Origin of the sequence: Gordonia humi (assembly GCF_014197435.1) — a bacterium.
Lineage (GTDB): Bacteria > Actinomycetota > Actinomycetes > Mycobacteriales > Mycobacteriaceae > Gordonia > Gordonia humi.
On sequence record NZ_JACIFP010000001.1, the window covers coordinates 2,652,787 to 2,677,818 of the forward strand.

23 protein-coding genes are annotated in these 25,032 nt (G+C 68.0%); 13 read left to right on the plus strand and 10 right to left on the minus strand.

Annotated features, from left to right (window positions below; all coding sequences use genetic code 11):
- Positions 1 to 7 precede the first annotated feature (7 nt).
- Genes BKA16_RS12075 through BKA16_RS12085 form a run of 3 tightly spaced genes read right to left on the minus strand, consistent with a single transcriptional unit; the run spans position 8 to position 3,551 of the window.
- Entirely contained in the window at positions 8 to 754 is a 747-nt protein-coding gene (locus tag BKA16_RS12075) for a YggS family pyridoxal phosphate-dependent enzyme (protein WP_183370882.1), read from the minus strand.
- Positions 751 to 2,223 carry a pyridoxal phosphate-dependent decarboxylase family protein gene (locus BKA16_RS12080; protein ID WP_343067396.1) on the minus strand — a complete coding sequence of 491 codons (1,473 nt, stop codon included), beginning with the start codon at positions 2,221 to 2,223 and terminating at the stop codon, positions 751 to 753. The genes BKA16_RS12075 and BKA16_RS12080 overlap by 4 nt, the downstream gene beginning before the upstream one ends.
- A gap of 5 nt (positions 2,224 to 2,228) precedes the next feature.
- Positions 2,229 to 3,551 carry an MFS transporter gene (locus BKA16_RS12085; RefSeq protein WP_183370883.1) on the minus strand — a complete coding sequence of 441 codons (1,323 nt, stop codon included), beginning with the start codon at positions 3,549 to 3,551 and terminating at the stop codon, positions 2,229 to 2,231.
- 80 nt (positions 3,552 to 3,631) lie between these two features.
- Between BKA16_RS12085 and BKA16_RS12090 the strand changes: the two genes are divergently transcribed.
- From BKA16_RS12090 to thiD, 5 genes are all read left to right on the plus strand, one after another.
- A complete protein-coding gene (locus tag BKA16_RS12090) occupies positions 3,632 to 4,129 on the plus strand; it encodes a nuclear transport factor 2 family protein (protein WP_183370884.1) in 498 nt (165 codons plus the stop codon).
- 81 nt (positions 4,130 to 4,210) lie between these two features.
- Entirely contained in the window at positions 4,211 to 6,454 is a 2,244-nt protein-coding gene (locus BKA16_RS12095; RefSeq protein ID WP_183370885.1) for a glycerol-3-phosphate 1-O-acyltransferase, read from the plus strand.
- Complete coding sequence (locus BKA16_RS12100; protein ID WP_183370886.1) at positions 6,451 to 7,959, plus strand: HAD-IB family hydrolase; 1,509 nt, start codon at positions 6,451 to 6,453, stop codon at positions 7,957 to 7,959. The genes BKA16_RS12095 and BKA16_RS12100 overlap by 4 nt, the downstream gene beginning before the upstream one ends.
- The gene (locus BKA16_RS12105) at positions 7,952 to 9,373 is read left to right on the plus strand and encodes a wax ester/triacylglycerol synthase domain-containing protein (protein ID WP_183370887.1); all 1,422 of its coding nucleotides are present in this window, start codon (positions 7,952 to 7,954) and stop codon (positions 9,371 to 9,373) included. Before BKA16_RS12100 ends, BKA16_RS12105 begins: the two co-directional genes overlap by 8 nt.
- A 21-nt stretch (positions 9,374 to 9,394) precedes the next feature.
- Positions 9,395 to 10,186: a bifunctional hydroxymethylpyrimidine kinase/phosphomethylpyrimidine kinase gene (gene thiD, locus BKA16_RS12110; RefSeq protein ID WP_183370888.1), complete on the plus strand. Its 792-nt coding sequence runs from the start codon at positions 9,395 to 9,397 to the stop codon at positions 10,184 to 10,186.
- Between the two features lie 28 nt (positions 10,187 to 10,214).
- Here the strand turns inward: thiD and BKA16_RS12115 are convergent, their stop codons facing one another.
- Positions 10,215 to 11,711, minus strand: a complete 1,497-nt coding sequence (locus BKA16_RS12115) for a SulP family inorganic anion transporter (RefSeq protein ID WP_343067397.1) — start codon at positions 11,709 to 11,711, stop codon at positions 10,215 to 10,217.
- Positions 11,712 to 11,770: 59 nt separating this feature from the next.
- A complete protein-coding gene (locus tag BKA16_RS12120; RefSeq protein ID WP_183370889.1) occupies positions 11,771 to 12,862 on the minus strand; it encodes an aminotransferase-like domain-containing protein in 1,092 nt (363 codons plus the stop codon).
- A gap of 67 nt (positions 12,863 to 12,929) precedes the next feature.
- Between BKA16_RS12120 and BKA16_RS12125 the strand changes: the two genes are divergently transcribed.
- Positions 12,930 to 13,361 carry a MarR family winged helix-turn-helix transcriptional regulator gene (locus BKA16_RS12125; RefSeq protein WP_183370890.1) on the plus strand — a complete coding sequence of 144 codons (432 nt, stop codon included), beginning with the start codon at positions 12,930 to 12,932 and terminating at the stop codon, positions 13,359 to 13,361.
- Positions 13,362 to 13,507: 146 nt separating this feature from the next.
- Here BKA16_RS12125 and BKA16_RS12130 read toward each other — a convergent pair whose 3' ends face one another.
- On the minus strand, positions 13,508 to 13,960 hold the full coding sequence (locus BKA16_RS12130) for a GNAT family N-acetyltransferase (protein ID WP_343067398.1): 453 nt from the start codon (positions 13,958 to 13,960) through the stop codon (positions 13,508 to 13,510).
- A 53-nt stretch (positions 13,961 to 14,013) separates the two neighbouring features.
- Between BKA16_RS12130 and BKA16_RS12135 the strand changes: the two genes are divergently transcribed.
- From BKA16_RS12135 to BKA16_RS12150, 4 genes are all read left to right on the plus strand, one after another.
- Positions 14,014 to 15,033, plus strand: a complete 1,020-nt coding sequence (locus tag BKA16_RS12135) for an LLM class flavin-dependent oxidoreductase (RefSeq protein ID WP_183370891.1) — start codon at positions 14,014 to 14,016, stop codon at positions 15,031 to 15,033.
- Positions 15,034 to 15,113: 80 nt separating this feature from the next.
- Complete coding sequence (locus BKA16_RS12140) at positions 15,114 to 15,446, plus strand: hypothetical protein (RefSeq protein ID WP_183370892.1); 333 nt, start codon at positions 15,114 to 15,116, stop codon at positions 15,444 to 15,446.
- 22 nt (positions 15,447 to 15,468) lie between these two features.
- Positions 15,469 to 15,978 (plus strand): GNAT family N-acetyltransferase, encoded by a 510-nt coding sequence (locus tag BKA16_RS12145; protein WP_183370893.1) that lies wholly within the window; start codon positions 15,469 to 15,471, stop codon positions 15,976 to 15,978.
- Entirely contained in the window at positions 15,975 to 16,742 is a 768-nt protein-coding gene (locus BKA16_RS12150) for a crotonase/enoyl-CoA hydratase family protein (protein WP_183370894.1), read from the plus strand. Before BKA16_RS12145 ends, BKA16_RS12150 begins: the two co-directional genes overlap by 4 nt.
- Positions 16,743 to 16,746: 4 nt before the next feature.
- Here BKA16_RS12150 and BKA16_RS12155 read toward each other — a convergent pair whose 3' ends face one another.
- Both BKA16_RS12155 and allB read right to left on the minus strand, forming a co-directional pair.
- On the minus strand, positions 16,747 to 17,310 hold the full coding sequence (locus tag BKA16_RS12155; RefSeq protein WP_183370895.1) for a Type 1 glutamine amidotransferase-like domain-containing protein: 564 nt from the start codon (positions 17,308 to 17,310) through the stop codon (positions 16,747 to 16,749).
- Positions 17,311 to 17,319: 9 nt separating this feature from the next.
- On the minus strand, positions 17,320 to 18,687 hold the full coding sequence (gene allB, locus BKA16_RS12160; RefSeq protein WP_183370896.1) for an allantoinase AllB: 1,368 nt from the start codon (positions 18,685 to 18,687) through the stop codon (positions 17,320 to 17,322).
- Positions 18,688 to 18,905: 218 nt separating this feature from the next.
- Here allB and BKA16_RS12165 point away from each other — a divergent pair, with 218 nt between their 5' ends.
- Together BKA16_RS12165 and BKA16_RS12170 are read left to right on the plus strand one after the other, a co-directional pair.
- Positions 18,906 to 20,411 carry an NCS1 family nucleobase:cation symporter-1 gene (locus BKA16_RS12165; RefSeq protein ID WP_183370897.1) on the plus strand — a complete coding sequence of 502 codons (1,506 nt, stop codon included), beginning with the start codon at positions 18,906 to 18,908 and terminating at the stop codon, positions 20,409 to 20,411.
- A gap of 45 nt (positions 20,412 to 20,456) precedes the next feature.
- A complete protein-coding gene (locus BKA16_RS12170; protein ID WP_183370898.1) occupies positions 20,457 to 21,179 on the plus strand; it encodes an aspartate/glutamate racemase family protein in 723 nt (240 codons plus the stop codon).
- Positions 21,180 to 21,335: 156 nt separating this feature from the next.
- On the opposite strand, the gene BKA16_RS12175 is transcribed toward BKA16_RS12170, so the two are convergent.
- Positions 21,336 to 22,151: a bifunctional allantoicase/(S)-ureidoglycine aminohydrolase gene (locus tag BKA16_RS12175; RefSeq protein ID WP_183370899.1), complete on the minus strand. Its 816-nt coding sequence runs from the start codon at positions 22,149 to 22,151 to the stop codon at positions 21,336 to 21,338.
- Entirely contained in the window at positions 22,148 to 23,425 is a 1,278-nt protein-coding gene (locus BKA16_RS12180; protein ID WP_183370900.1) for a DUF6986 family protein, read from the minus strand. Before BKA16_RS12180 ends, BKA16_RS12175 begins: the two co-directional genes overlap by 4 nt.
- A gap of 181 nt (positions 23,426 to 23,606) precedes the next feature.
- Here BKA16_RS12180 and BKA16_RS12185 point away from each other — a divergent pair, with 181 nt between their 5' ends.
- The gene (locus BKA16_RS12185) at positions 23,607 to 24,368 is read left to right on the plus strand and encodes an IclR family transcriptional regulator (RefSeq protein WP_183370901.1); all 762 of its coding nucleotides are present in this window, start codon (positions 23,607 to 23,609) and stop codon (positions 24,366 to 24,368) included.
- The last annotated feature ends 664 nt before the right edge of the window (positions 24,369 to 25,032 follow it).

The following is a 25,032-nucleotide window of genomic DNA, read 5'->3' on the forward strand; positions in this document are numbered from 1 at the left end:
CCCGCGATCAGTTCGGCCAGTAATACGAGTCCGGGGTCGGACGGGCGCCGAAGATCGCCTGTCCGACCCTGACGCATGTCGCGCCCTGTTCGACCGCCGCCTCGAAGTCGCCGGACATCCCCATCGACAGATGCCCGTCGCCGATGAGGTCCGGATCGTCGTCGAGGGCGTGATCGCGAAGATCCCGCAGCACACGGAAGCATCGGCGAACCCGGTCGGTGTCCTCGGAGAAGACCGCGAGCGTCATCAGGCCACGAACACGCAGCGCCGAGTACGCGGGCAGCGCGCGGAGAACCTCCGGGAGATCGGCCGGCGCGAGACCGTACTTGCTCTCCTCACCAGACGTGTTGACCTGCACGTACACGTCCAGGCTGCGGCCGAGTGCCTGGAGTCGGCGGTCGAGCGCCTCCGCGACGCGCAGACTGTCGAGCGCCTGGAACTCGGCCGCGAAGGCCGCTACGTCCTTGGCCTTATTGGTCTGCAGGTGTCCGATCACCGACCAGTCGACGTCCAGGTGCGACATGTTCGCATGCTTGCGCTTGGCTTCCTGGACCTTGTTCTCGCCGAGTTCGCGGCATCCGGCGGCAACCGCCCGCTCCAGGACCGCCTCGGGCACCGTCTTGCTCACCGGGAGCAGCCTCACCGTCGCCGGGTCGCGGTCGACGCGGCGCGCGGCGTCGTCGATACGGCCGCGGACGGCGGCGAGGCGACGGGCGAAGTCGGCGGTCGTGGGCACGGCGTCTGCATCGGTCATGGATTCGAGTATGCCGCGAGGAACTCCACCAGCATCTTCGCGGTCACCGGCCGGGGCAGCGCGTCGATCGCCGCGATCACCGCACCCATGTCGAGCGTGTGCGATGCGCCTGCCGGATCGGTGTGCGGATCGAGGCCCGCCTCGACGAGGACGGCCTCGGTCGACGACGAGTCGAGGGCCACGGCGTCGTCGACCGACACCGCTCCGGACGCGAAGGCCGCGGCGAGGTCGCGGAGCGGCGGCGGAGGACTCGAGGGCGGTAGACCGCCGGCGTTGTCGGCGCCGTCCCACAACGCCAGCGACAGGTCGCCGACGACGTGGGCGGTGACCGGAGTGACGGTCAGATGCGTGCTCGCGGGCAGCACGGTGCCGTCCGATTGCGTGTACTCCGGTTGCATCTGCAGGGTGTATCCGAGGCGATCGACCTCCTGTGCCCACCGGTGCGGATCGACGGGTGCCTCGACGTCGGTGTCGGCGGTCGCCGCGAACACCGGCCCGACTGGCTCGCCCACCACGCGGAGACCCTCGATGCGGTCGACGAGGGACCTCAGGCGCGCGGTCGCGGCGGCGACGTCGCCGGTGAGCGCGGTGTACCCGTCGACGCCGAGGTAGCGGGTGATGGCCCACGCCGTCGCCGTGCCCGCGACGGATCGGGAGCCGAGCAGCGTCGGATTGACCACCGGATACCCGGGCCAGGCGGTCAACGCGAAGTAGGCGGCGCGATGTCGGTCGCGGTCGGTGTGCAGCAGCACCGACGCGCCCTTCGGCGCGTACCCGTACTTGTGGAAGTCCGCGGACAGACTCGTGACGCCCGGAACCCGCAGATCCCAGTCGTCGACGGGACTCGGCCACCACGCCAGGGCGAAGCCGCCGAGGCACGCGTCCACGTGCATCGCGATACCGCGACGCAGCGCCAGATCGCCGAGCGCGACGATCGGATCGAGAGCCCCCGTGGGGTAGTTGGGCGCCGACGCGACCAGCAGGAAGGTGTCGTCGTCGATCGCGGCCGCCATCGCGTCGACGTCCGCACGTGTGGTGTCCGGGTCCACCGGGACGCGGCGGACCGACACCCCGAGGAGCCGGCCCGCCTTGTCGAAGGCCGCGTGCGCCGTCGACGGGACGACGACGTTGCCCTGGCCCGGAGCGAGACGGGCGTGCTCTCGCGCGGCCGACACCGCGAGAATGCAACTCTCGGTACCGCCGGACGTGATCGAACCGACCGCGGCGGGATCGCCGAATGCGGTGCGCGCGAACGAGATCAGATCACGCTCCAGTGCGGCGACCGAACCGAACACAGTCGGGTCGAGCCCGTTGACCGGTTGCACCATCGCTGCCGCGGCGCCGGCGAGCCGGTCCAGTTCGGCGATGCCGCTGTCGTACACGTACGACAGCACTCGGCCGCCGTGAGTCGGCGCGTCGGCGGCCCGCAACAGGGCGAGTTCGGCGAGGACGTCGTCGGGGGAGGACACGGGTCTCAGTTCCTTTCATAGCGGAGCAGCACGAGGATGCTCACCGCGATCAGGACCGCGGGCAGCAGGGAGAAGCCCGCGGCGATCCCGGCCACGGCGACGTCGGTCTGGGCGTGCGTCTCGTCGCCGGTCGACGAGACGAACCCGGTCGCGGCCAGGACCAGGAGGTAGGCGCCCGGACCGAGGGCGAGACCGAAGGTCTCACCGGCGGTCCACAGTCCGGACAGCGCACCACCCTGATCGCGGCCGCGCGCGGCGGAGACCTCGTCGATCACGTCCGGCAGCATCGCGAGCGGGAACGTCTGCATACCCGCGTAGCCGACGCCGGCGAGGGCGACGAGCGCGAAGATCCACGGTCCGGAACCGACCATCGCGCCGGTCAGCCCGAGGGCCGCGAGCCCGAACAGCACCGACGCGGCGAGCAGCGCCGCCCGCTTGCCGTACCGGGTGCCGACCCGCATCCACACCGGCATCACCAGCAGGGCCGGCCCCACGAGCGCGGCGAAGAGATACGTCAGCGCGCCGGAGTCGTCGAGCACGTAGGTCGCCAGATACTGGGCGCCCGCGAGCATCACCGCGCTGGCCAACGCCTGCAGGACGTACACGATCAGCAGAACGCGATAGTGAGTGCTCGTGCGGAACGCGGTGAACGCGTCACGATGGTGGGTGCGCGGATCGGCGACGGTCGGCAGCGGCCGGGCACGCGTGGCGGCCAGCGATGTGGACACCGACATTCCGGCGGCGATCAGCAGTGCGGCGGTCACGGCCATCGCGAGATACCCGACCGCGGCGTCGTCGAAGGCGTCGCGGATCGCCGGTGCGCCCGCCCCGACCACCAGGATCGTCAACGCGAGGACGGCGATGCGCACCGAGATCAGCCGGGTCCGCTCGTCGTAGCCGGCGGTCAACTCCGCGGGCAGCGCGATGTACGGCACCTGGAAGCAGGCGTAGGCGAGCGCGCCCGCGGTGAACAGCACCAGCACCCAGACCGCCGCGGCCGCCGGACCGAACGAGGTCGGGGCGGCGAACGTCAACACGAATGTCGGGGCGATCGCCGCCGCACCGATCCACATCAGCCGAGTGCGGGTGCCCGTCGCCCGCGCCTGCCGGTCGCTGATCGCTCCGATCACCGGATTGACGATCACGTCGACGGCCTTGGGGACCACCACGACGATCGACGCGACGAGTGCGGCGACGCCGAGGGTGTCGGTCAGGTAGTACGCGAGGACGAGGCCAGGCAGTACACCGAACCCACCGGTGCCGACGCTGCCCGCCGCATACCCGGCGACGACGCGGCGGGGCAGACGCGGCACTCGGGTATCGGGCATGGGGTGAACTTAGTGGACTTCGCGCGAGTTATCTCGGGGTTGGCTCGGCCGGCCCGATTCGGCCGTGTAGAACGGGATCCATGCTGACCAACGACGATCGGATCGCCGCGCTGGAGGCGATCGAGGCGATCAAGAACCTCAAGCACGGCTACTGGCGGGCGTGCGACGCGAAGGACCCGGAGGGGTTCGCCGCGTCGTTCGTCCCCGAGGGGGCGGTGATCGACTACGGGCCCCTCGGGCGCTTCGACGACGCGGCGCCGATGGTCGAGATCTTCCGCACCGTCGCCTGTCGGCGAGTCGACGGGCGCTACCGGGTGCTGGACATGCACCACGGCTCGCATCCGCAGATCGAACTGACCTCGCACGACGCCGCCGTCGGACGATGGTCGTTGCGCTTTCGGCAGGTCGACACCGTCGAGCGCACCGAAACCGTGACCGTCGGCGAGTACGACGATGAGTACCGCTTCTCCGACGGAGCCTGGCGGATGTCGGTGTGCCGGTTCACCCAACGGTGGTCGATCACCCGGCCGCTGAGCGACGACGCGGTGATCGAGCAGGGCGTTTTCGTGTCCGACTGACGTCCGCTTAGCGCGAATCGCCCATGCGGGCGGCCGGGATAGGCGAGAATCGCGTTCGTCTGGTCGAAAGGAGTTGATCGGGTGAACGAGATCGTTCTGGCCGAGGTCCGGACCGTTACCGAACACGAGATCGTGACCGACTGGGCGGCCCGCGCGCACCCGGGCGTCGCGGTCCGAAAGGTCGACGAGGTCGACATCGCTGCTCTCGATCCGGACACGGTGCTGATCCCCGCCCGCGTGGTGTGGTTGCCGCCCGCCCGCAAGGGCGAACGACGAGTGGCGCTCGCGGACGCGATCGTCCTGTCGAATCCGCGTCGCCCGCCGGCGTTCCGACAGCCCGCGATCCGCAGGCGGGGACCCGATCGGGTACGGGTCGTCGAGGGCGTCGCCGCGACGGTAGCCGACCTCGGCGCCCGCTACGGATCGCAGCAGGCCGAAGGCGAGTCGTTCTCGTCGTTCGTCGCCATGGCGGCGTCGTTGTCGGCCGAGCGCGCCGAACTCGAACTCGTCGGCACCCGCTACAAGGTGCCGCGTCTGGTGGCCGAGCAGATCAGTTCGTCGGCCCGTTTCCAGTCGGCGGCCGCCGCGCTCGCCGGGGACCTCGGCAGGACTCCGGCCTCGGTGGTCCGCGAGGCGACCGACAAGATGGGCACCTTCGTCGCGACGCAGAGCCGCCTGGTCCAGGACGTGTTCACCTCGACGTTCAGCGGTCTCTACGAGCGTGCGTGGTCGGTGTCGGTCGACCTGGACACGCTCGGTCGGCTGCGCGCGCTGAACAAGTCGAGCTCGCTGGTTTTCCTGCCGTCGCACCGCTCGTACGTCGACTCGCTGATCCTGGCGAGCGTGCTGCACGACCACGACTTTCCGCAGAACCTCGTCCTGGGCGGAGAGAACCTGGCCTTCTGGCCGATGGGGCCGATCGCCCGCCGCGCGGGCACCATCTTCATCCGCCGCAAGTTCGGCTCCGACCCCGTCTACAAGCTGGCGATGCGCTCGTACCTCTCGTTCATCGTCGAGAAGCGTTTCAACCTGGAGTGGTACATCGAGGGCGGACGTAGTCGCACCGGCAAGCTGCGGCCGCCGATGCTCGGACTCCTGGCCTATGTCGCCGACGCCGTCGAATCGCTCGACGACGCCGACGTCATGGTGGTGCCCACATCGATCGTCTACGACCAACTGCCCGAGATCGCGGCGATGGCCCGCGAGTCGGCGGGTGGCGCCAAGACTCCCGAAGATCTGAAATGGCTGGTCAAGTACGCACGAGCACAGCGCGAGTACCGCGGTGAGGCACGGGTGCGCTTCGGCGAGCCGTTCTCCCTGCGGCAGGCGCTCGCCGCGGCGGGCCAGGGCAGGGCGCGACTGGAGAAGGTCTCGTTCAAGGTGATGGACGAGATCAACGCGGCCACTCCGATCTCGGCGACGTCGCTGTCGGGGTTCGCGCTGCTCGGCGCCTCCGACCGCGCCTACACCGCGCGAGAGATCGAGGCGATCCTCGCACCGCTGCTGACCTACATCGAGAAGCGTCGGCTCCCGGGGCCCGATCCGTCGCTGTGCCGCGGACTCGGTCTGCTGACCACGCTCCGCGAGCTGACCGAGGCCGGGGTCCTCGACACCTTCGACGGCGGCCCCGAACAGGTGTGGTCCATCGCGCCCGACAATCACGCGGTGGCCGCGTACTACCGCAACGGTGCACTGCACCATTTCGTCGATCGGTCGATCGTGGAACTGGGCATGCTGGCCATCTCCGACGGACAGGTCCGCGAGGCCGACGGTCTGCTCGCACCGGCCCAAGTGGAGGCGCTGCGCATCCGCGACCTGCTCAAATTCGAGTTCTTCTTCCCGCCCAAAGAGGAGTTCCTCCATCGGCTGGGACAGGAGCTCGACCTCGTCTCCGATGAGTGGCGCACCGTCGAGCACACCCAGGAGTGGGTGCACGACACGCTGCTCGCGAGCGCGGGCATGCTGTTGGCGCGTCGATCGCTGCAGACGTTCTTCGACGCGCAGCTCGTCGTCGCGACGCATCTCGTCGACGCCGGAGGACGCGACGTCGAGAAGGACGCCGCGCTCGCCGACTGCCTCGGACTCGGGCGCCAGCTCGCCATGCAGGGGCGGGTGCAGAAGGATTCGGTCTCTCGGGAGCTGTACGACGCCGCGTACCGGTTGGCCGAGAACAAGGGCGCGGTGAACGAGGACGCGGACTCCGAGACCGTCGTGGCGGAGCGTCACGCCTGGCTCGACGACGTCGTCGAGATGCGCGCCCGACTGTCCCGACTCGCCGCGATCGAAGCCGAACAGGTCGCCGGACACCAGGAGAACTCACGATGAGCGCACTCGCCGACCGTCTGCGGGAGATCAAGCGGGCGCCGTCCGGAAAGCAGGTGTGCGCGTTCTTCGACTACGACGGCACGCTGATCGAGGGCTTCTCGGCGACGGCGATCCTGCGGGCACGCCTGCGCAGCTTCGAGTTCACCGGCGGCGAGCTGCTCGACGGTCTGATGATCGCGCTGCGCGGGTGCACGTCCGAACAGGACTACGCCGAAGTGCTCGAGGCGACGCGGCCCGCGTTCGCGGGGCGCTCGTACGCCGACCTCCTCGCCACCGGCGAGGAACTGTTCAAGAAGGACACCGCGGCCAAGCTCCGGCCGCAGATGTGGCAGATCATTCGCGCGCACCGCGCCAAAGGGCATCGGATCGTCATCGCGTCGTCGGCCACTCGATTCCAGATCGAGCCGATAGCCGAACAGATCGACGCCGACCATGCGCTGGCGACCGACGTCGAAGTGGTCGACGGGATCGCGACGGGACGGATCCTCGGTCGGCCGCTGTGGGGGCCGGGCAAAGCGGCCGCGGTGCGACGGCTCGCCGCCGAGCACGATCTCGACCTGGCGTCGTCGTTCGCCTACTCCGACGGCAACGAGGACGTCCCGTACCTGGAGGCGGTGGGGCATCCGGCGGCGGTGTCGCCGCAGAGCGGGTTGCGCGCTGTCGCCCACGATCGAGGCTGGCCGATCCTGGACCTGCGCAATCCCAACTACGGCGTCCTCGGGATGGCGGCGCGCACCGGCGCGTTCTACGGATCGTTCCTCGGCGGGGCTGCCGTCGGCTTTGCGAGGGGCCTGCTCGCACCGGGCGATGGAACCCAGGCCATGCAGGAGTCGATCTCGTCGAGCATCGACACCGGGTTCGCGTTGGCGGGAGTGCGGGTCGACGTCTTGGACGGTCGTGAGCACCTGACGTCGGCGCGGCCGTGCGTGTTCGTCTTCAACCACCAGTCCAAGCTCGATCTGCCGGTGATGATCCACCTGGTTCGTGATCACGCGACCGGAGTCGCGAAGAAGGAGATCCGTGATCTCCCGCTGTTCGGCCGGATCCTGCAGGTGGGCGGGGTCGCGTTCATCGACCGCGCCGATGCGGGCCGGGCCATCGAGCAACTCGAACCCGTCGTCCGCAAGATCGAGGACGAGCAGTTCTCCTTGGTGGTGGCGCCGGAGGGCACGCGGTCGGCCACACCTCGGATCGGCCCGTTCAAGAAGGGGCCCTTCCACATCGCGATGCGTGCGGGCGTCCCAGTGGTGCCCGTCGTGCTGCGGAACGCGGGCGAACTGATGTGGCGGGGTGCGCAACTCATCAAACCGGGGACCGTCGAGGTGCGGGTCCTCCCGCCGATCGACACGTCGTCGTGGGTGCCGGAGAAGGCGGGCGAGTACGCCGAGCAGGTGCGGCAGCAGTTCCTCGACGCGCTGGTCGACTGGCCGGTCACGGCGTTCGCCGACGGCCGGATGACCCGGACCATGGGAGTGTTCGAATGGCAGGAGACCGAGAGTGACTGACGACAAGCCGCTCGATTGGGGCGTCGAGCCCGAGATGAGCGCGGTGGACACGGTGATGTGGCGCGGCGACTCCGATCGTCGGCTGCGCTCGACCATCTCGATGGTGGAGATCTACGACTGCGAACCCGACTGGGACCGGCTCGTCGCCGCACACGACTGGGGCTCGCGCATGGCGCCGCGGTTCCGCCAGCGGGTCGTCGAGTCGCCGTTGCGGACCGGCACACCGAGCTGGCAGGTGGACCCCGACTTCGACCTGCACTACCACCTGCGACGGGTGCGGTCGGCGGGCGACGGATCGATGCGCGAGTTGTTCACACTGTGCGAGCAACTGGCGATGACTCCGCTCGATCCGGCGAGGCCGCCGTGGGAGGGCTACCTGATCGACGGTCTCGCCGACGGGAAGACGGCGTACTTCCTCAAGGCGCACCACGCGCTGACCGACGGCCTCGGTGCGATTCTCGTTCTGGCACAACTACATTCGACGAGTCGCGACCCCATTCCGGGTAAACCGCAGCCGCCGGCGCCGCCGTCGAAGGACATGTCGGCGGTAGACGTGCTGATCCGGCAGATCGGGGAGGAGATCGCTCGGGTGCCCAAGCTCGCGGGTCTGGCCGTCGACGGCGTGCGGGCGCTGACCGACCCGAAGGAGGCGGTGCGCCGCGTGCTCCGGTACGGGCGTTCGGTGCCACGGGTGGCGGGGCTGATCAGCGTCGACGGTTCGCCCCTGCTCGCCGGTCGCAGCGTGTCGTGGCGATTCAGTGCGTTCGAGGTGGAGTTCGCCGCTCTCCGCGCGGCGGGCAAAGCGGTGGGAGCATCGGTCAACGACGTCTACCTCGGCGGACTCATCGGCGGCTTCCGGCGATACCACGAACGCAAGGGCGTGGCGGTGGAGGCGATCCCGGTCGCCATTCCGATCTCCGTCCGCAGCGACGACGACGCCGCGGGCGGCAATCGGATAGCCGTCGGACGCCTGGCCGGACCGGTCGGAATCGCCGATCCGTTCGAGAGGGTGCTGACCATCCGGGAACAGGTGCGCGCCGCGCGCGGCGAGCCCGCCGTCGACGTGTTCAACACCATCGGACCCGTCGTGGCCTGGCTGCCGGGACCGGTCCTCACCCAGTTCAGCGGTACGACCTCGCAGAACGACCTGCAGGCGTCCAATGTGCCCGGCATTCCCTGGGAGACGTTCGTCGCGGGCGCCAAAGTGGAGCGGATGTATCCGTTCGGTCCGCTGCCGGGCTGCGCCGTGATGGCGACGATGATCACCCACAACGGTGTCGCCTGCCTCGGCCTGAACATCGACGCCGCCGCGGTGACCGACATCGAACTCTTCGCCGACTGCCTCGTGGAGGGGTTCGACGAGGTCCTCGACCTGGCCGGTGGCGAGCATGCGCGGATGCTCCGGGTGATCTGACGACGACTACCATTGAGCACCGTGGTTGACTTCGCATACGTGATCGCCGGGTCGGAAGCGACGGGCGGCGCAGGAATCCAGACGGACCTCAAGACCTTCCAGGAACTCGACACCTTCGGGCTGGGGACGATCACCTGCATCGTCTCGTTCGACCCGAAGAACAGCTGGGGTCATCGGTTCGTGCCCGTCGACCCCGATGTGATCGCGGACCAGATCGAGGCGGCGACCAGCGCGTACGACCTGGACGTCGTCAAGATCGGCATGCTGGGCACGCCCGCGACGATCGACGTCGTCGCGCACGCCCTGGCCGGTCAGTCGTGGCGGCACATCGTCCTCGACCCGGTGCTGATCTGCAAGGGTCAGGAGCCGGGCGCCGCACTCGACACCGATCAGGCCCTGCGCGCCCAGGTGCTGCCGCGGGCCACCGTGGTGACGCCGAACCTGTTCGAGGCGCAGATCCTCTCGGGGATGGACGCGATCGAAACGGTCGACGATCTCGCCGAGGCCGCACGCCGTATCGCCGATCAGGGACCGCGGTACGTGCTCGCCAAGGGCGGGGTGGAACTGCCCGGCGACGACGCCGTCGACGTCCTGTTCGACGGCTCCGAGGTCACAGTGCTCCGTGCGCCGAAGATCGGCGGCGAACGCGTCTCGGGTGCCGGCTGCACCCTGGCCGCCGCATTGACCGCCGAACTGGCCAAGGGCTCGTCGGTCGTCGACGCGGCTCGTCGCGCCAAGGAGTTCACCGGCGCCGCGATCGCCGCCCGGGTGAGCGGCCACCTCCCGTTCGACGCGGTACGGCAGGGCGCGTAGCGGACCGTCGCGGGAACTGTTCCCGGGGTCAGTCGCCCATCTGTCCGCTCAGCCTGTCCCGCCGTGCGGCGGAGGCGTCGTTCAATCCGATGATCTCCACAGTCTTCCCCTTGTCGCGGTACTTGGTCTCGATGCCGTCGAGGGCGGCGACGGTGGAGGCGTCCCAGATGTGGGTGTCGGACAGGTCGATGACGACGCGGTCCGGGTCGCCGATGTAGTCGAACTGGTACACGAGGTCGTTACTGGAGGCGAAGAACAGTTCGCCGCGCACGTGATAGGTGCGGACCGGTGCGTCGTTCTCGACCCGGTCGGTGTGCGTGACCTGCGTGAAGTGCGCGACGCGTCGCGCGAACAACAGGGTCGCGACGATGACGCCCGCGATGACGCCGACGGCGAGGTTGCTGGTCACGACGGTCGCGACGACGGCGATCACCATCACCGCGGTCTCGCTGCGGGGCATGCGGCGCAGGGTGGACGGTCGGATGCTGTGCCAGTCGAACGTCGTCGCCGAGACCATGATCATCACGGCGACGAGCGCGGCCATCGGGATGCGGGCGACGATCCCGCCGAGCCCGACCACGAGAACGAGCAGGAACACACCGGTCAGGAAGGTCGATATGCGGGTGCGCGCACCCGCGGTCTTCACATTGACCATGGTCTGGCCGATCATCGCGCAGCCGCCGATGCCGCCGAAGAAGCCGGTGACGATGTTCGCGACGCCCTGACCCCAGCCCTCACGCGTCTTGTTCGAGTGGGTGTCGGTGATGTCGTCGACGAGCTTGGCGGTCATCAGTGACTCGAGGAGCCCGACCAGCGCCATGCCGACGGCATACGGGGCGATGATCCGCAGGGTCTCGAGGTCGAACGGCACGTCCGGGAGCAACCAGTGGGGGAGCGAACTCGGGAGTTCGCCCTCGTCACCGACATTCGGGACGTCGATGTGCAGCGCTATGGCCGCAGCGGTCAGCACGACGATCGCGATGAGGGGAGACGGCACCGCGGTGGTCAGTCTCGGGAGTCCGACGATGATCGCCAGACCCACGGCGATCATCGGATAGACCATCCACGGCACGTCCACCATGTGCTGGATCTGCGCCGAGAAGATCAGGATCGCCAGGGCGTTCACGAAGCCGACCATCACACTGCGCGGAATGAACCGCATGAGTTTGGCGACCCCGCCGACGCTGAAGACGATCTGCAGGACTCCGGCCAGGAGCACGGTGGCGATGAGGTAGTCGACCCCGTGTTCGCGGACCACCGGCGCGACGACCAGCGCCGTCGAACCGGCCGCACCCGAGATCATCGCCGGACGACCACCGACGATCGAGATCGAGACGGCCATGGTGAACGATGCGAACAGGCCCATCCGCGGGTCGACGCCCGCCGCGATCGAGAAGGAGATCGCTTCGGGGATCAACGCGAGGGCGGTCACGACGCCGGCGAGGGTCTCGCGGGTCAGCAGGCGAGGGCTGCGGAGCGCGGTGACCACCGGACCGTCGACGAGGCGGGACACCGTTGCCTGCACTATGGTACTCCTGCTGCTCGAGCATGGTCGGACGAGGCGACTCTACTCGCGCGACGCGTCTACCGTTGCTCTCGGATCAGCTCCGCCAGCGTCGACAGACCGCGGTCGACGTCGTCGCCGGTCGCATGGCTGAAGTTCAGTCGCATGGTGCCGACGCCGGTCCCGTCGGGGAAGAACTCCTCGCCCGGCATGAACGCGACGTTGCGAGCGATGGCCTGGTCCAGGAGCGGGCGGGTGTCGACGCGGCGGTCGAGTGTCAGCCAGAAGAACAGTCCGCCCTTGGGCGTCTCCCACGTGGCGAGGTCTCCGAGATGACGGTGCAGCGCGGCGTCGAACGTGTCGCGTCGATCCCGATAGAAGTCGGCGAGGCGGTCCAGCCGATCGGGCCAGTCCGGGCCCGAGATCGCATCCAGCACGATGTGCTGGGAGAGCCGCGAGGTGTGCAGGTCGGTGGCCTGTTTGATCATGACGAGGCGGGCGAACAGGTCCTCCGACGCGGCGAGGAACCCGAGGCGCAGACCCGGTGCGAAGGTCTTGGAGAACGAGCCCTGATAGATCCACGATCCACCGTGCATGCGCGCCACGATCGGCGTCCGATCGCCGGGCTCGTAGACCAGGTCGCGATAGGGGTCGTCCTCGAACAGGACGGTGTCGTCGGCACGAACACGAGCCGCGATCTCGTCGCGGTCGGTGTCGGACATGCAGGCGCCCGTCGGATTGCCGAACGTCGGAACCAGGTAGGTCAGCGGTGCCGATGCCGGCAGATCGACGAACCGTGCGCCGTAGAACCGGAACACCTGGAGCGCGGCGAGATACGTGGGCGACTCGACGGCGACCGGGGTCCCCGGGTCGACGACGAGTTTGGCGGCGAGATCGATGCCTTGCTGGCTGCCCGACAGGATCAGGACGCGGTCGGCGGGTGCGTCGACGCCGAGCGTGCGCAGATGTTCGGCGACGGCGGCGCGCAACCGCGGCTCGCCCTCGGTGGGGCCGTATTGCAGGACCTCCGGTTCCACATCGCCCGACCACCGCGGAAGCGCGTCGGTCGCGGGCAGCCCACCGGCGAACGACACCATGCCGGGACGGTCGATCACCGCCAGGATCGATCGGATGGGCGACGGGCGGAGCCCTTCGATACGCTGCGAGAACATGGTGAACACCTCGACTTAAGTCAACACTATTGACCTAAGTGTGAACCCGTCGGCAAGATAGGTCAACATGATTGACGTGAATCGCGAAGCCGAACTGCGCCGAGCGGTCGAAGCGCTGTACTTCGGCTACCGCGCGTTCACCGCGCTGCCGGATGCGATCCTGGCCGAGTACGACCTCGGCCGCGCGCACCACCGGGTCCTGTACTTCGTGCAGCGTGAGCGGGGGATCTCGATCGGTGAGCTGACCGCGGTGCTCGCGGTCACCAAACAGGCCGTCAATCGACCGATTCGAGACCTCGAAGCGCTCGGGATGCTGACGATCGAGGCGGACGAGACCGATCGCCGTGTGCGCCGTCTTGCGACGACGCCGCGCGGCGCCGAACTCGAAGCGCGACTGACCGGAGTGCAGGCCGAGCTCCTGGCCGACGTGTTCGACGGCGCCGGTGAGCGTGCCGAGGCCGGGTGGCGCGCCGTGATCGGACGGCTCGCCGGCATGTAGCCGAGCGTTTCCCGTGCTTGAGCTCTCCCCGCTGCATGAGCTCTCCCCGTTACCTGTGCGAGGGAGGACCGACCGTCTCCTGCTGCTTGAGCGAGGGAGGAACGACCGAGTCGAAAGCCCACTGTCGAACGTCGCCCCTCGACGCCTCACCGCGTTCCGCGGAACGCGAGATGAAGTACCGGATACGGCCTGCCGTCGTCGTCGGCCTCGCTGTGCGCGTACTGCTCGAAGCCCTGCCGGAGATAGAATTCGAGGGCGTGCGGATTCTGCTCGTTGACGTCGACGCGGAAGACGTCATGGTTCGCTATCGTCTCGGCTAGCAGTGCCTTCCCGACTCCCGTGCCGCGCGCATCGTCGTGCACGAAGAGCATGGCGAGGTCGCGGCCCGACACGCCCGCGAATCCGACCGGGGTGCCCTCGCGTTCCGCGACGATCAGGGTCACGGCGGGGAAGTAGTCGGACGCCAGCCTGTTCTCGATATCGCGGAAGTCGTCCTCGGCGAGGAAGTGGTGCGTCGCGCGGACGGCGCTGCGCCAGATCTCGACGAGTGCCGGATACTCGTCGGGACCGCGGACCGGGCGGATCGTGAGGGGTTCCACGAGAGTGGAAGATATCAGGAATATAAGCGGACCACGGTACGGTTAATGCCATCATGAAGAACATCGGATTTCTGTCGTTCGGGCACTGGTCGGATGCACCGGGCTCGCAGGCGCGCTCGGCGTCGGACGTGCTGCATCAGTCGATCGACCTCGCCGTCGCGGCGGAGGAACTCGGGGCCGACGGCGCGTACTTCCGGGTGCACCACTTCGCGCGGCAACTCGGATCGCCGTTCCCGCTGCTGGCGGCGATCGGCGCCAAGACGAGCCGGATCGAGGTCGGCACGGGCGTCATCGACATGCGTTATGAGAACCCTCTGTACATGAGCGAGGACGCCGGCGCCGCCGACCTCATCGCCGACGGCAGACTGCAGCTCGGCATCTCGCGGGGATCACCCGAGCAGGTCATCGACGGCTACAAGTACTTCGGTTACGCACCCGCCGACGGCGAGACGGACGCCGATATGGCGCGTCGACACACCGACGTGTTCCTGAAGGTGCTCGAGGGCGAGGGATTCGCGCAGCCGAACCCGCGTCCGATGTTCCCCAACCCGCCGGGTCTGCTGCGCGTGGAACCGCATTCGGCCGGTCTGCGCGAGCGGATCTGGTGGGGAGCGGGCTCGCGCGCGACGGCCGAGTGGACCGCGCGTCAGGGCATGAATCTGATGAGTTCGACGCTCCTCACCGAGGACACCGGTGTGCCGTTCCACGAGTTGCAGGCCGAGCAGATTCAGCGGTTCCGTGACGAGTGGACTCAGCAGGACTTCGACTGGGAGCCGCGAGTCTCGGTGAGCCGCAGCATCTTCCCGCTGCTCGACGATATGGACCGCGCCTACTTCGGCGGACGCGGCGACGATCGGGATCAGGTCGGCAACCTTGAAGGCGGCACGGCGCGGTTCGGCCGGTCGTATGCGGCCGAGCCCGATGGGCTGATCGAGCAGCTGCGCGAAGACTCGGCGATCGCCGCCGCCGACACGCTGTTGCTGACGATTCCGAACCAGCTCGGCGTCGATTACAACGCGCACGTCATCGAGGGAATCCTCACGCATGTCGCGCCCGCTCTCGGCTGGCGCTGACATCGACTCCGACGGCCACCTGTTTCCTGGGGGGGGCGTCGGAAGTGTCGGACGCGTCGGGTAGGTTCCCTTCTGGAGCGGTGATCCGCACCGCACAGTCGGGGAGGACTGACAATGCAGCCACCGATCTCGCGTCGGCGCCCGGTGTCCCGGCGGTGATCGACGGTCAGACGTGGTTCACGGTTCGAACTCTCGGGTACATGGGGCAGTCGGTCCGGGAGTCGTCGATTCGGCGGCCCTGCCTCACCGGATTCGTGGAGCTGAGTTCGAACGACACGTCGCGCTCGGCGGGCTGGAGTCTCGCCTCGTGCGACCGCGTCGTGCCTCAGTTCACACGGACCACGCGAAAGACCGAGATGAATCCGGACGGTTCGCCTGCCGGCACCCGCTCGGTGAACCCGCTCGTCCCGTGACTCCGGTACTACGCTGAGGCGTATGACCGTCACACTCCGGGCCCAGGAGGCCACGGACACCGAGTTCCTGCACGGGCTCTTCAACGATCCCGAGGCGATGAGGTTCTGGTTCTACGAGCCGTACCTCACGCGAGCGGACGTGCAGGCGCAGTTCGACAAGCGCCGCGACGACACCACGTCGCGGCGTTTCGTCGTATCCGATGACGGCGCCGACGTGGGCATCGTCGAACTCGTCGAGATCGACCTGCTGCACCGCACCTGCGAGTTCCAGATCATCGTCGCACCCGGCAATCAGGGGCGCGGATATGCGCATACGGCGACCCGCCTGGTCCTCGATTACGCGTTCGGCACGTTGAACCTGCACAAGGTGTATCTGCTGGTCGACGTCGACAACCCCGGCGCGATCCACGTGTACGAGAAGGCGGGCTTCGTCACCGAGGCGACGCTGCGGGAGGAGTTCTACGCCGACGGCGCCTACCGCGATGTGCTGCGAATGGCGGTCTTCGGTCGCGACTGGACGCTGCACCCGTGACCGACGTGCGGATCGAACGCGACGGCGAGGTCTGGATCGTCGTCATGGGTCGGGGCGACCGGCACAACGCCGTCGACGGACCGATGGCCGCCGAACTCGCCGCGGCGTTCCGCGCGTTCGAGGCGTCCGATGCGAAGGTCGCCGTGCTCGCGGGAGACGGGCCGTCGTTCTGCGCGGGCGCGGATCTCAAGGCCGTCGGCACCGAGCGGAGCAACCGACTCACGACCGACGGCGACGGTCCGATGGGCCCGACGCGTCTCGATCTGGACAAGCCGGTGATCGCGGCGATCCACGGGCACGCCGTCGCCGGTGGGTTGGAGCTGGCTCTCTGGTGCGATCTGCGGGTCGCCGATGAGGGCGCGACGCTCGGCGTGTTCTGCCGACGATGGGGAGTACCGCTCATCGACGGCGGGACGGTTCGACTCCCGCGGCTCATCGGTCACAGCCGCGCCATGGATCTGATCCTGACCGGCCGTCCGATCGGCGCCGACGAGGCGCTCTCGTTCGGACTGGTCAATCGGGTGGCGCCGACGGGTGCCGCGCGCGAGGTCGCGGTGGCCCTGGCCCACGACATCGCACGGATGCCGAATACCTGCATGCGCGGCGATCGACGATCGGCGCGCGATCAGTGGGGCGAAGGCGAGGAGAGCGCGCTCGCCGACGAATTCGCCATCGGCCTGACGTCACTGACGGCCGACGGCGTCGGGGGAGCCGCGCGTTTCGCGTCCGGGAGGGGCCGCGGCGGATCGTTCGACGACATCTGAGCAGTCACGGACTCGCGACGATGCGCTGCTCGTCGCCGTCGACCAGCAGAGCCTCGTCGTCGTCGATCGGTCGCAGCGGAAAACGCGGACCGTATGTGGCGAACGTCTCGGCGATCAGCGACGGCGGATACGCCGGCAGGATTCCGCCCGCATGCGGGATCATGACGGTGTCGATCCATCCGAAGCCCGTCGTGTCCCGCAGATCGGGCGCCTCGGCGGGATCGTCGAGCAGCCCGGCGGGCTCGATGTCCGGTCCGGCGATCACCGATCCGGCGCTGAGCCCGATGTAGGGGAGACCGCCGCGTACACGCGCGTCGATGACCCGGTCGAGTCCTGTGGCGCGCAGATGCGCCCAGATCGCGAAGGTGTTGCCGCCGCCGACGAACACGGCGTCGACCTCGTCGGGAGCCGCGGCGAAGTCGATCACGCGGCAACCCCGGTCGACCAGCAGTTCGCGACCCGCGCCGGTCACGTGGCCGACGGTCGTCTCCGCGGGCGAGGTGCCGACGACGTCGGCGACGAAGCGCTCAAGCGCTCCGTCGCCGAGTGACAGGAGAAGAAGATGCACGCTGGCGTGTCACACGTCGCCGCGACGCAGCATGCGTCCCTGCGCGGTCTGGTAGTCGACCTGCTTGCCGCGCAGCCACGTGCTCTTGACGACGCCTGCCAGGGCGCGGCCGTCGTACGGACTGATCGGGTTCTTGTGGTGCAGCTTGTGCACGTCGACGACCTGCGCGGACTCCGGTTCGAAGATCGCGAAGTCGGCGTCGCAGCCGAGTGCGATCCGGCCCTTGTTGGTCAGGCCGGCGAGCTGGGCGGGGTTGGTCGCCATCCACTCGATCACCTGGGGCAGATCGATGCCGCGGAGCTTGGCCTCGGTCCAGATGAGCGACAGCCCGAGCTGCAGTGACGCGACGCCGCCCCAGGCCACACCGAAGTCGCCGTTCTCCACGTCCTTGAGATCGACGGTCGACGGCGAGTGGTCGGACACGATGCAGTTGATGGTTCCGTCGAGCAGCCCCTGCCACAGCAGTTCACGGTTCGACGCCTCGCGGATCGGCGGGCAGCACTTGTACGCGGTGCCGCCGTTGGGGATCTCCTCGGCCAGAAGCGTCAGGTAGTGCGGGCAGGTCTCGACGGTGATCTTCACGCCGTCGCGCTTGGCGGTCGCGATCATCGGCAGCGCGTCCGACGACGACAGGTGCAGCACGTGCGCGCGAGCACCGGTCCAGCGGGCCCGCTCGATGACCTCGGCGATCGCCACGTTCTCGGCGCCCCGCGGACGCGACTTGAGGAATCGGTCGTACTGATTGCCCTCGGCGGTGGGGGCGTGGTCGATGGCGCGCGAGTCCTCGGCGTGGACGATCATCATCGAGTCGAACCCGGCCAGCACGGCCATGTCCTTCTCCATCTCGTCCGCGTCCAAGTGTGGGAACTCGTCGACGCCCGAGTGCAGCAGGAAGCATTTGAAACCGAAGACGCCCTCGTCGTGCAGGCCGCGCAGATCATCGGTGTTGCCCGGGATCGCGCCGCCCCAGAAGCCGACGTCGATGTGTGTCTTGCCCTGCGCCGCGGCGCGCTTGGCGGCCAGCGCCTCGACGTTGACGGTCGGCGGGATCGAGTTGAGAGGCATGTCGATGAGCGTCGTGACGCCTCCCGCCGCCGCGGCGCGGGTCGCGGAGTCGAATCCCTCCCACTCGGTGCGACCGGGTTCGTTCACGTGGACGTGCGTGTCGACCAGGCCGGGGATCATGACCTGCTCGTCGGTCAGTTCGATCACCTCGGTGCCGGTCAGGCCGCTACCCAGCGGTTCGATCGCGACGACGCGGCCGTCGCGGATGCCGATCTCGCGGGGGACGATGCCCGCAGTCGTCAGGGTGCGCTCGCCGCGAACGACCAGATCGAAACTCGGCTGGCTCGACTGCTCGGTGGCATCGATCGTCATGCAGGGATCTCCTTACGAGACGTGTTCCTCATCGTGGAACTAAAACTCTACTCAACGGAAGATTTTAGATGTGAGGATTCCCACCGTCAATCGTGCGAAGAGCTTGACAGATCCCCGCTACATGAGAGTTACTTGACGACGTTGTGGAATACCTATTCCGCAAAGTGGAATTCAGCGGCGGTCGTACGACCATCGCCCCGAACGTGAAAGTTCTTCCCATGAGCACAGACACCGTAGAGTTCGTCGACGACCCGAGTCGCGACGACCGCAGTCGGCCCGCAGACGTCAGTCCGGCGCTGTACAACACCGACCTCGCGCCCACCAAGCGTGAGGGCCGTCGTTGGAGCGCCTACAACATCTTCACGTTGTGGGCCAACGACGTGCACAGCCTCGGCAACTACTCGTTCGCCATCGGGCTGTTCGCCCTGGGCCTGGGCGGCTGGCAGATCCTCCTGGCGCTCGTACTCGGCGCGGTCTTCCTGTTCCTGCTGCTCACGCTGTCCGGATTCATGGGGGAGAAGACCGGTGTCCCGTTCCCGGTGATGAGCCGTATCGCGTTCGGCATCCGTGGAGCGCAGATCCCGGCGCTGATCCGAGGCGGAGTGGCCATCGCGTGGTTCGGCATTCAGACCTACCTCGCCTCGGTCGTGTTCCGCGTGCTGATCATCGCGATCATTCCGTCGGCGTCGTCATTGGACGACAACAGCTTCCTGGGTCTGTCGACGCTGGGCTGGATCGCCTTCCTGATCCTGTGGGTGGTCCAGGTGATCATCGTCAGTTACGGCATGGAGATGATCCGCAAGTACGAGGCGTTCGCCGGACCGGTCATCCTGATCACCATGATCGCCCTGGCGATCTGGATGCTCAGCAACGCCGGCTGGACCATCTCGTGGACCACCCCCGACTCGTTGACCGGCGGCGACATGTGGCTCAAGATCGTCGGCGGCGCCAGCCTGTGGGTCGCCATCTACGGCACCTTCGTCCTGAACTTCTGCGACTTCACGCGCAACGCGAAGTCGAAGGGCTCGATCGTCCGCGGCAACTTCTTCGGCATCCCGCTGAACATGCTCGTCTTCGGTGCGATCGTCATCATCCTGGCCGGCGCGCAGTTCCGCATCGACGGCCGCATCATCGACTCGCCCGCGGAGATCGTCGAAGAGATCCCGAACACGTTCCTGCTGGTCCTGGCGTGCCTGGCGCTGCTGATCCTGACCGTCGCGGTCAACATGATGGCGAACTTCGTCGCCCCGATCTACGCGCTGAACAACCTGTTCCCGAGGCACCTGAACTTCCGGCGCGCCGCGTTCATCTCCGCAGTCATCGGCCTGGTGATCCTGCCGTGGAACCTGTACGACAGCCCCGCCGTGATCAACTACTTCCTCGGCGGCCTCGGCGCCGTCCTGGGCCCGCTGTTCGGCATCATCATGGCCGACTACTGGCTGGTGCGTCGCAGCAAGGTGAATGTGAAGCACGTGTTCAGCGTGAACGCGAACGGCGACTACTTCTACACGCAGGGCGTGAACATGCGGGCCGCTCTGGCGCTGCTCGTCACCGCGGCATTCGCCCTGGTCGTGGCCTTCGTCCCGGCGTTCGACTCGGTCGCCGACTTCTCCTGGTTCATCGGCGCCGGACTCGGTGCGATCGTGTACCTGCTGGTCGCCGACCGGAAGGGCCCGTTCACAGATGCGGACGGCGAGGAGATCGCCGTCGCCAGCACGCACTAGCAAGGACTCCGCTGGTCGAGCGGAGTGAAGACCCAAGGAGCAACCATGCGCATTCTCGTCGCCAACGTGAACACCACCGTGTCGATGACCGACGCGATCGCCGAGTCGGCGCGCGCCGTCGCATCGCCCGGTACGGAGATCGTCGGCATCACTCCGCGTTTCGGCGCGGACTCGTGCGAGGGCAATTTCGAGAGCTATCTCGCGGCGATCGCCGTGATGGACGCGATCACGTCGTACCCGGAGCCGTTCGACGCCGTCATCCAGGCCGGCTACGGCGAACACGGCCGTGAGGGGCTGCAGGAGTTGCTCGACGTCCCCGTCGTGGACATCACGGAGGCCGCGGCGTCGACCGCCATGTACCTCGGCCACAAGTATTCGGTCGTCACCACGCTCGACCGCACCGTGCCGCTCATCGAGGACCGTCTCAAGCTGGCGGGTCTCGACGACCGCTGCGCGTCGGTCCGCGCGTCCGGACTCGGCGTCCTGGAACTGGAGTCCGACCCCGAGCGGGCCGTCGAGGCGATCGTCGCGCAGTCGCGCGAGGCCGTCGAGAACGATCACGCCGAAGTCATCTGCCTCGGCTGCGGCGGCATGGCCGAACTCGAAGACAAGGTGAAGGCCGCCACCGGCGTGCCCATCGTCGACGGTGTCCGCTCGGCGGTCACCATCGCCGAGGGGCTGGTCCGTATGGGCCTGACCACGTCGAAGGTCCGCACGTACGCGACCCCGCGGCCCAAGACCGTCGTCGGCTGGCCGTTCCAGCTGTAGACCTCCCGAGACACGAGACCGGGCGTCGCCTCCCAGGCGCCCGGTCTCGTCGTGTTCGGCACCCTCCACGACGAAGCACCGCCCGGCACGCGGAACACGCGTGCCGGGCGGTAGCCGTCTCCTGCCGGTCGAGTGGAGTCGAGACCTCGTCGACGCTCAGAGCATGATCTGGCGGTTGACGTCCTTGTACAGCAGGTAGCGGAAGTTCGACGGCCCTCCGGCGTAGCAGGCCTGCGGGCAGAACGCGCGCAGCGAGAGGAAGTCGCCCTCCTGGACCTCCACCCAGTCGCCGTTGAGGTGGTAGACGGCCTTGCCTTCGAGCATCAGCAGGCCGTGCTCCATGACGTGGGTCTCGGCGAACGGAATGGTGCCGCCCGGCTCGAATGTCACGACGTTGACGTGCATGTCGTAGGCCAGGTCCTGCGGATCGAGCATGCGCGTGGTGCGCCACTTGCCGTCGGTGTCGGGCATGGCCGAGGGTTCGATGTCCTGCTCGTTGCCGAACTTGATCGACGGGGTGTGACCCGCGATGGCCTCGTAACGCTTGCGGATCCACACGAACGACGCGTCGGCGTCTCCGTCGTTGCGGGCCGACCACGGGGTGCCGGCGGGCAGGTAGGCGAAGCCGCCTTCGGTGAGGGTCTGGCTCTGGCCGTCGGCGTCGACGGTCAGCGCGCCGGAGGTGACGAACAGGAAGCTCTGGACCTCGGGCTGCGGCTCGGGGCGCTGCGCGCCGCCACCGGGCTTGACCTCGACGATCGCCTGGAAATAGGTGGTCGCGCCGCCGGCGACCGGACGGTTGATGATCCATGCGCGGGTGTCGGTCCACTCGGGCAGAACCGAGGTGACGATGTCGGAGAGGACGCCGCGCGGGATCACGGTGTACGCCTCGGTGACGATGGCGCGGTCGGTCAACAGGTCGGTCTGCGGGGGCAGTCCGCCGCGGGGCGTGTAGTACGACGCAGTGGTCACTGATTACTCCTGATCGGGCGGCCGAGCGCGAGGTCGCGCACGGTGGTCTGGGGAAGGTCGACGGCGGTCTCGATCTCGTCAACGGTGAGGGCGCCGCACACGCTGCCGCGGTTGATCACGTTGGCGAGGGCGCGGGCGGTGGCCGGCTCGTCCATCACCGTCGAGTCGAGCTTGTGGACGTAGTTGCGCAGCCGCGTCGCCGCGGGGGCGAAGGCGCCGCGGTAGAACGCGTAGGTCGCCAGATAGCGGGTCACCAGCTGAGCGGGATGCATGTCCCAGCCCTGGTAGATGCCGCGTTCGAGGTGGCGGCGGACGAGTCGGGCGTGGAGCCGCCATGCCGTTGCGATGTTGTCCGGATCGCCGATCGGCAGGATGTTGGTGGAGCCGTCGGACATGTGCACGCCCGTTCCGGCGACAGCCAACTGCATGACGGATTTCGCGTGGTCGGCCGCGGGGTGCTCCATCGACTGGTAGGCGGCGGCGATGCCGAGCGACGCCGAGTAGTCGTAGGTGCCGTAGTGCAGTGAGCTGACGCGGTCCTGACCGGCGTGGATGAACTGCGCGACCGGTGCGCGACCGTCCGCGCCGAGGATCGCCTGCGGCGTCTCGACCTGCACCTCGAACCGGATGCGGCCGGTCGGCAGGCCGTTCGCGGCCTCGAGCGCACCGGCGACGGCCACCATCGCCTCCACCTGATCGACCGAGGTGACCTTGGGGAGGGTCAGGGTCAGGCCGTCCGGGAGCCCGCCCGATTCGACGAGGCCGCTGACGAACATGTCCAGGGTGCGGAGTCCGCGGGCCCGAGTGCCCGCCTCGAAGCACTTGAAGCGGGTCCCGACGAACGGGGTGGAGGTGCCGGCGTCGAGGGCGGTCCGCAGGGCGGCGATCGCCTGGGTGACGTCGCCGTCCTCGGTGGTGTCGTCGAAGGTGCCGTAGCCGTCTTCGAAGTCGATGCGGAGGTCCTCGATCGGCTCGGTGCGCAGCTTGTCGTCGACGAGTGCGGCGAGGGTCTCGGGTGCGCAGTCGGAGTCCGACGTCGCGCCGACCATCGTGGCGACCTCGTCCAGTCCGCCACCGGCGCGCGCCGCTTCGAGTGCCGCGGTGCCCCAGTCGGCGGGCATCGTCGCCGTGTAGCGGTTGCCCGGGATGTAGACCGTGTGGACGGGCTGGCGCCGTCCGTCGTCGCCGGGGTAGCGCGTCGCCAGTTGTGCGTCGGCGGCCGCGAGGCGGCGCTCGACGTCGGCGAGCACCGCGTCGTCGAGACGTCGTGTCACAGGTGTCTCCTCACTGTCGAGATGAATCCGCGGAACCCGAATTCCACATCGTGGAGTTTAGTATGTGTGGGTGGAGAAGTACAGGCCAGGGCGCTACCGGCCGGTAATCTCTATTCCATATTGCGGAAGTGTTTTTGGAATTGTTTAATGGAACGAAATCTGTAGTTCGAGAGTGGGTCGTATGGCGGAGAAGACGGGCGGCGTTCAATCGGTGGAGCGCGCCTTCGAGCTGATGGAGCTCATCGGAAGGGCGGGCGGGGAGTGCTCGTTGACCGAGTTGTCGGCCGAGTCGCCGTTGCCGCCGCCGACCATTCACAGGCTGCTTCGCACCCTGGTCGGGATCGGTTACGTGCGACAGCTGCCGAATCGGCGGTACGCGCTCGGTCCTCGTCTGATCCGCCTCGGCGAGGTGGCCAACCGTCAGCTCGGCGCCGTCGCCGGCCCGGTGCTGCAGGCGCTGGTCGATCAGTTGTCGGAGACCGCCAGTCTCGCGGTGCTCGACGGCGACATGGCGATCTACACCGGGCAGGTTCCGTCGGCTCATCTGATGCGCACGAACAACGAGGTCGGCAAGCGAGTCGGCCTGCACACGTCCGGCGTCGGCAAGGCGGTGCTCGCCGAACTCGACGACGCGCGGATCCTCAAGCTGGTGACGCAGTCCGGGCTGCCCGCGCCGACGAGTAATAGTGCGTCGACCCTGTCGGCGGTGTTCGCGAACGTCGAGCGGACTCGCGTCGACGGCTACGCGATCGACGACGAGGAACTGGAGATCGGCGTCCGCTGCGTCGCGATGGCGGTGCCCGGTGCGCCGACTCCGATGGCCATCGGCATCTCTGGTCCCGCGGCGCGCGTGAACAAGGATCTGATCGCGAAGGCGGTACCCGCGCTGAAGAAGGCGACCGGGGTCATATCGGAAGCGTTGATCGGCGGTATGGAGGAGTAGGGGCTCCGATGCGCGGGCTGCTTCTGCCGCTGGTCTGAGCCTTCCCGGCTGGTTGAGCGAAGTCGAGACTCGTCTCGCGCAGAGCCATGATTCGAGGCTCGCGCGGGGGCGCGACATTGCGTTGCCCGTCCGTGGCATGGCGACTGCCGCTGGCGTCGTCGCCCACTCCGACACAGACATGCCGATCGCCCTCGACGCTGCTGACATGGCACAGGTCACGACTCCGTCCAGCACGCTAGCGAGCGTTTCGGCGGCATTGACGTCCTCGTCAACAATGTGGGTTACGGTGTTCGAGCGGTGATTGAGAAAGCGGACAGGCCGTCGTCGAGCGACTCTTCGCGACGAAACGTCTTCGGCCCCTATCTGACTGATGTGAGCGGTGCTGCTGCAGATGCGTGCCCGACGGTCGAGGACGGTTGCGCTTCTCGTCGATGAGCTCAGACGTCCGTCCGGCGGGATCTTGCGAGCACGCGGTCTCCAAGTCTGTGCTCAACAGCATCTCGGAGGCGCTCCGCTACGAAGTCGAGCCACTAAGAATCTGCTTCGATACCGTGCAGCCGGGGGTTACGTCGACACGGCTGGGCACGAGTAAGGAGAGCGATCGCGGCCGCTGTCCGGCGCGGCGGACCCTGAGAAGGCTGCTCGTGTGCTGGTCGATCTGGTG

Excerpts from the sequence above, each read along its gene's own strand:
- BKA16_RS12120 (WP_183370889.1), bottom strand. The coding sequence starts at position 12,862 with ATGTTCTCGCAGCGTATCGAAGGGCTCCGCCCGTCGCCCATCCGATCG.
- BKA16_RS12125 (WP_183370890.1), top strand. The coding sequence starts at position 12,930 with ATGATTGACGTGAATCGCGAAGCCGAACTGCGCCGAGCGGTCGAAGCG.
- BKA16_RS12135 (WP_183370891.1), top strand. The coding sequence starts at position 14,014 with ATGAAGAACATCGGATTTCTGTCGTTCGGGCACTGGTCGGATGCACCG.
- allB (WP_183370896.1), bottom strand. The coding sequence starts at position 18,687 with ATGACGATCGATGCCACCGAGCAGTCGAGCCAGCCGAGTTTCGATCTG.
- BKA16_RS12145 (WP_183370893.1), top strand. The coding sequence starts at position 15,469 with ATGACCGTCACACTCCGGGCCCAGGAGGCCACGGACACCGAGTTCCTG.
- BKA16_RS12165 (WP_183370897.1), top strand. The coding sequence starts at position 18,906 with ATGAGCACAGACACCGTAGAGTTCGTCGACGACCCGAGTCGCGACGAC.
- BKA16_RS12100 (WP_183370886.1), top strand. The coding sequence starts at position 6,451 with ATGAGCGCACTCGCCGACCGTCTGCGGGAGATCAAGCGGGCGCCGTCC.
- BKA16_RS12075 (WP_183370882.1), bottom strand. The coding sequence starts at position 754 with ATGACCGATGCAGACGCCGTGCCCACGACCGCCGACTTCGCCCGTCGC.
- BKA16_RS12170 (WP_183370898.1), top strand. The coding sequence starts at position 20,457 with ATGCGCATTCTCGTCGCCAACGTGAACACCACCGTGTCGATGACCGAC.
- BKA16_RS12185 (WP_183370901.1), top strand. The coding sequence starts at position 23,607 with ATGGCGGAGAAGACGGGCGGCGTTCAATCGGTGGAGCGCGCCTTCGAG.
- BKA16_RS12085 (WP_183370883.1), bottom strand. The coding sequence starts at position 3,551 with ATGCCCGATACCCGAGTGCCGCGTCTGCCCCGCCGCGTCGTCGCCGGG.
- BKA16_RS12090 (WP_183370884.1), top strand. The coding sequence starts at position 3,632 with ATGCTGACCAACGACGATCGGATCGCCGCGCTGGAGGCGATCGAGGCG.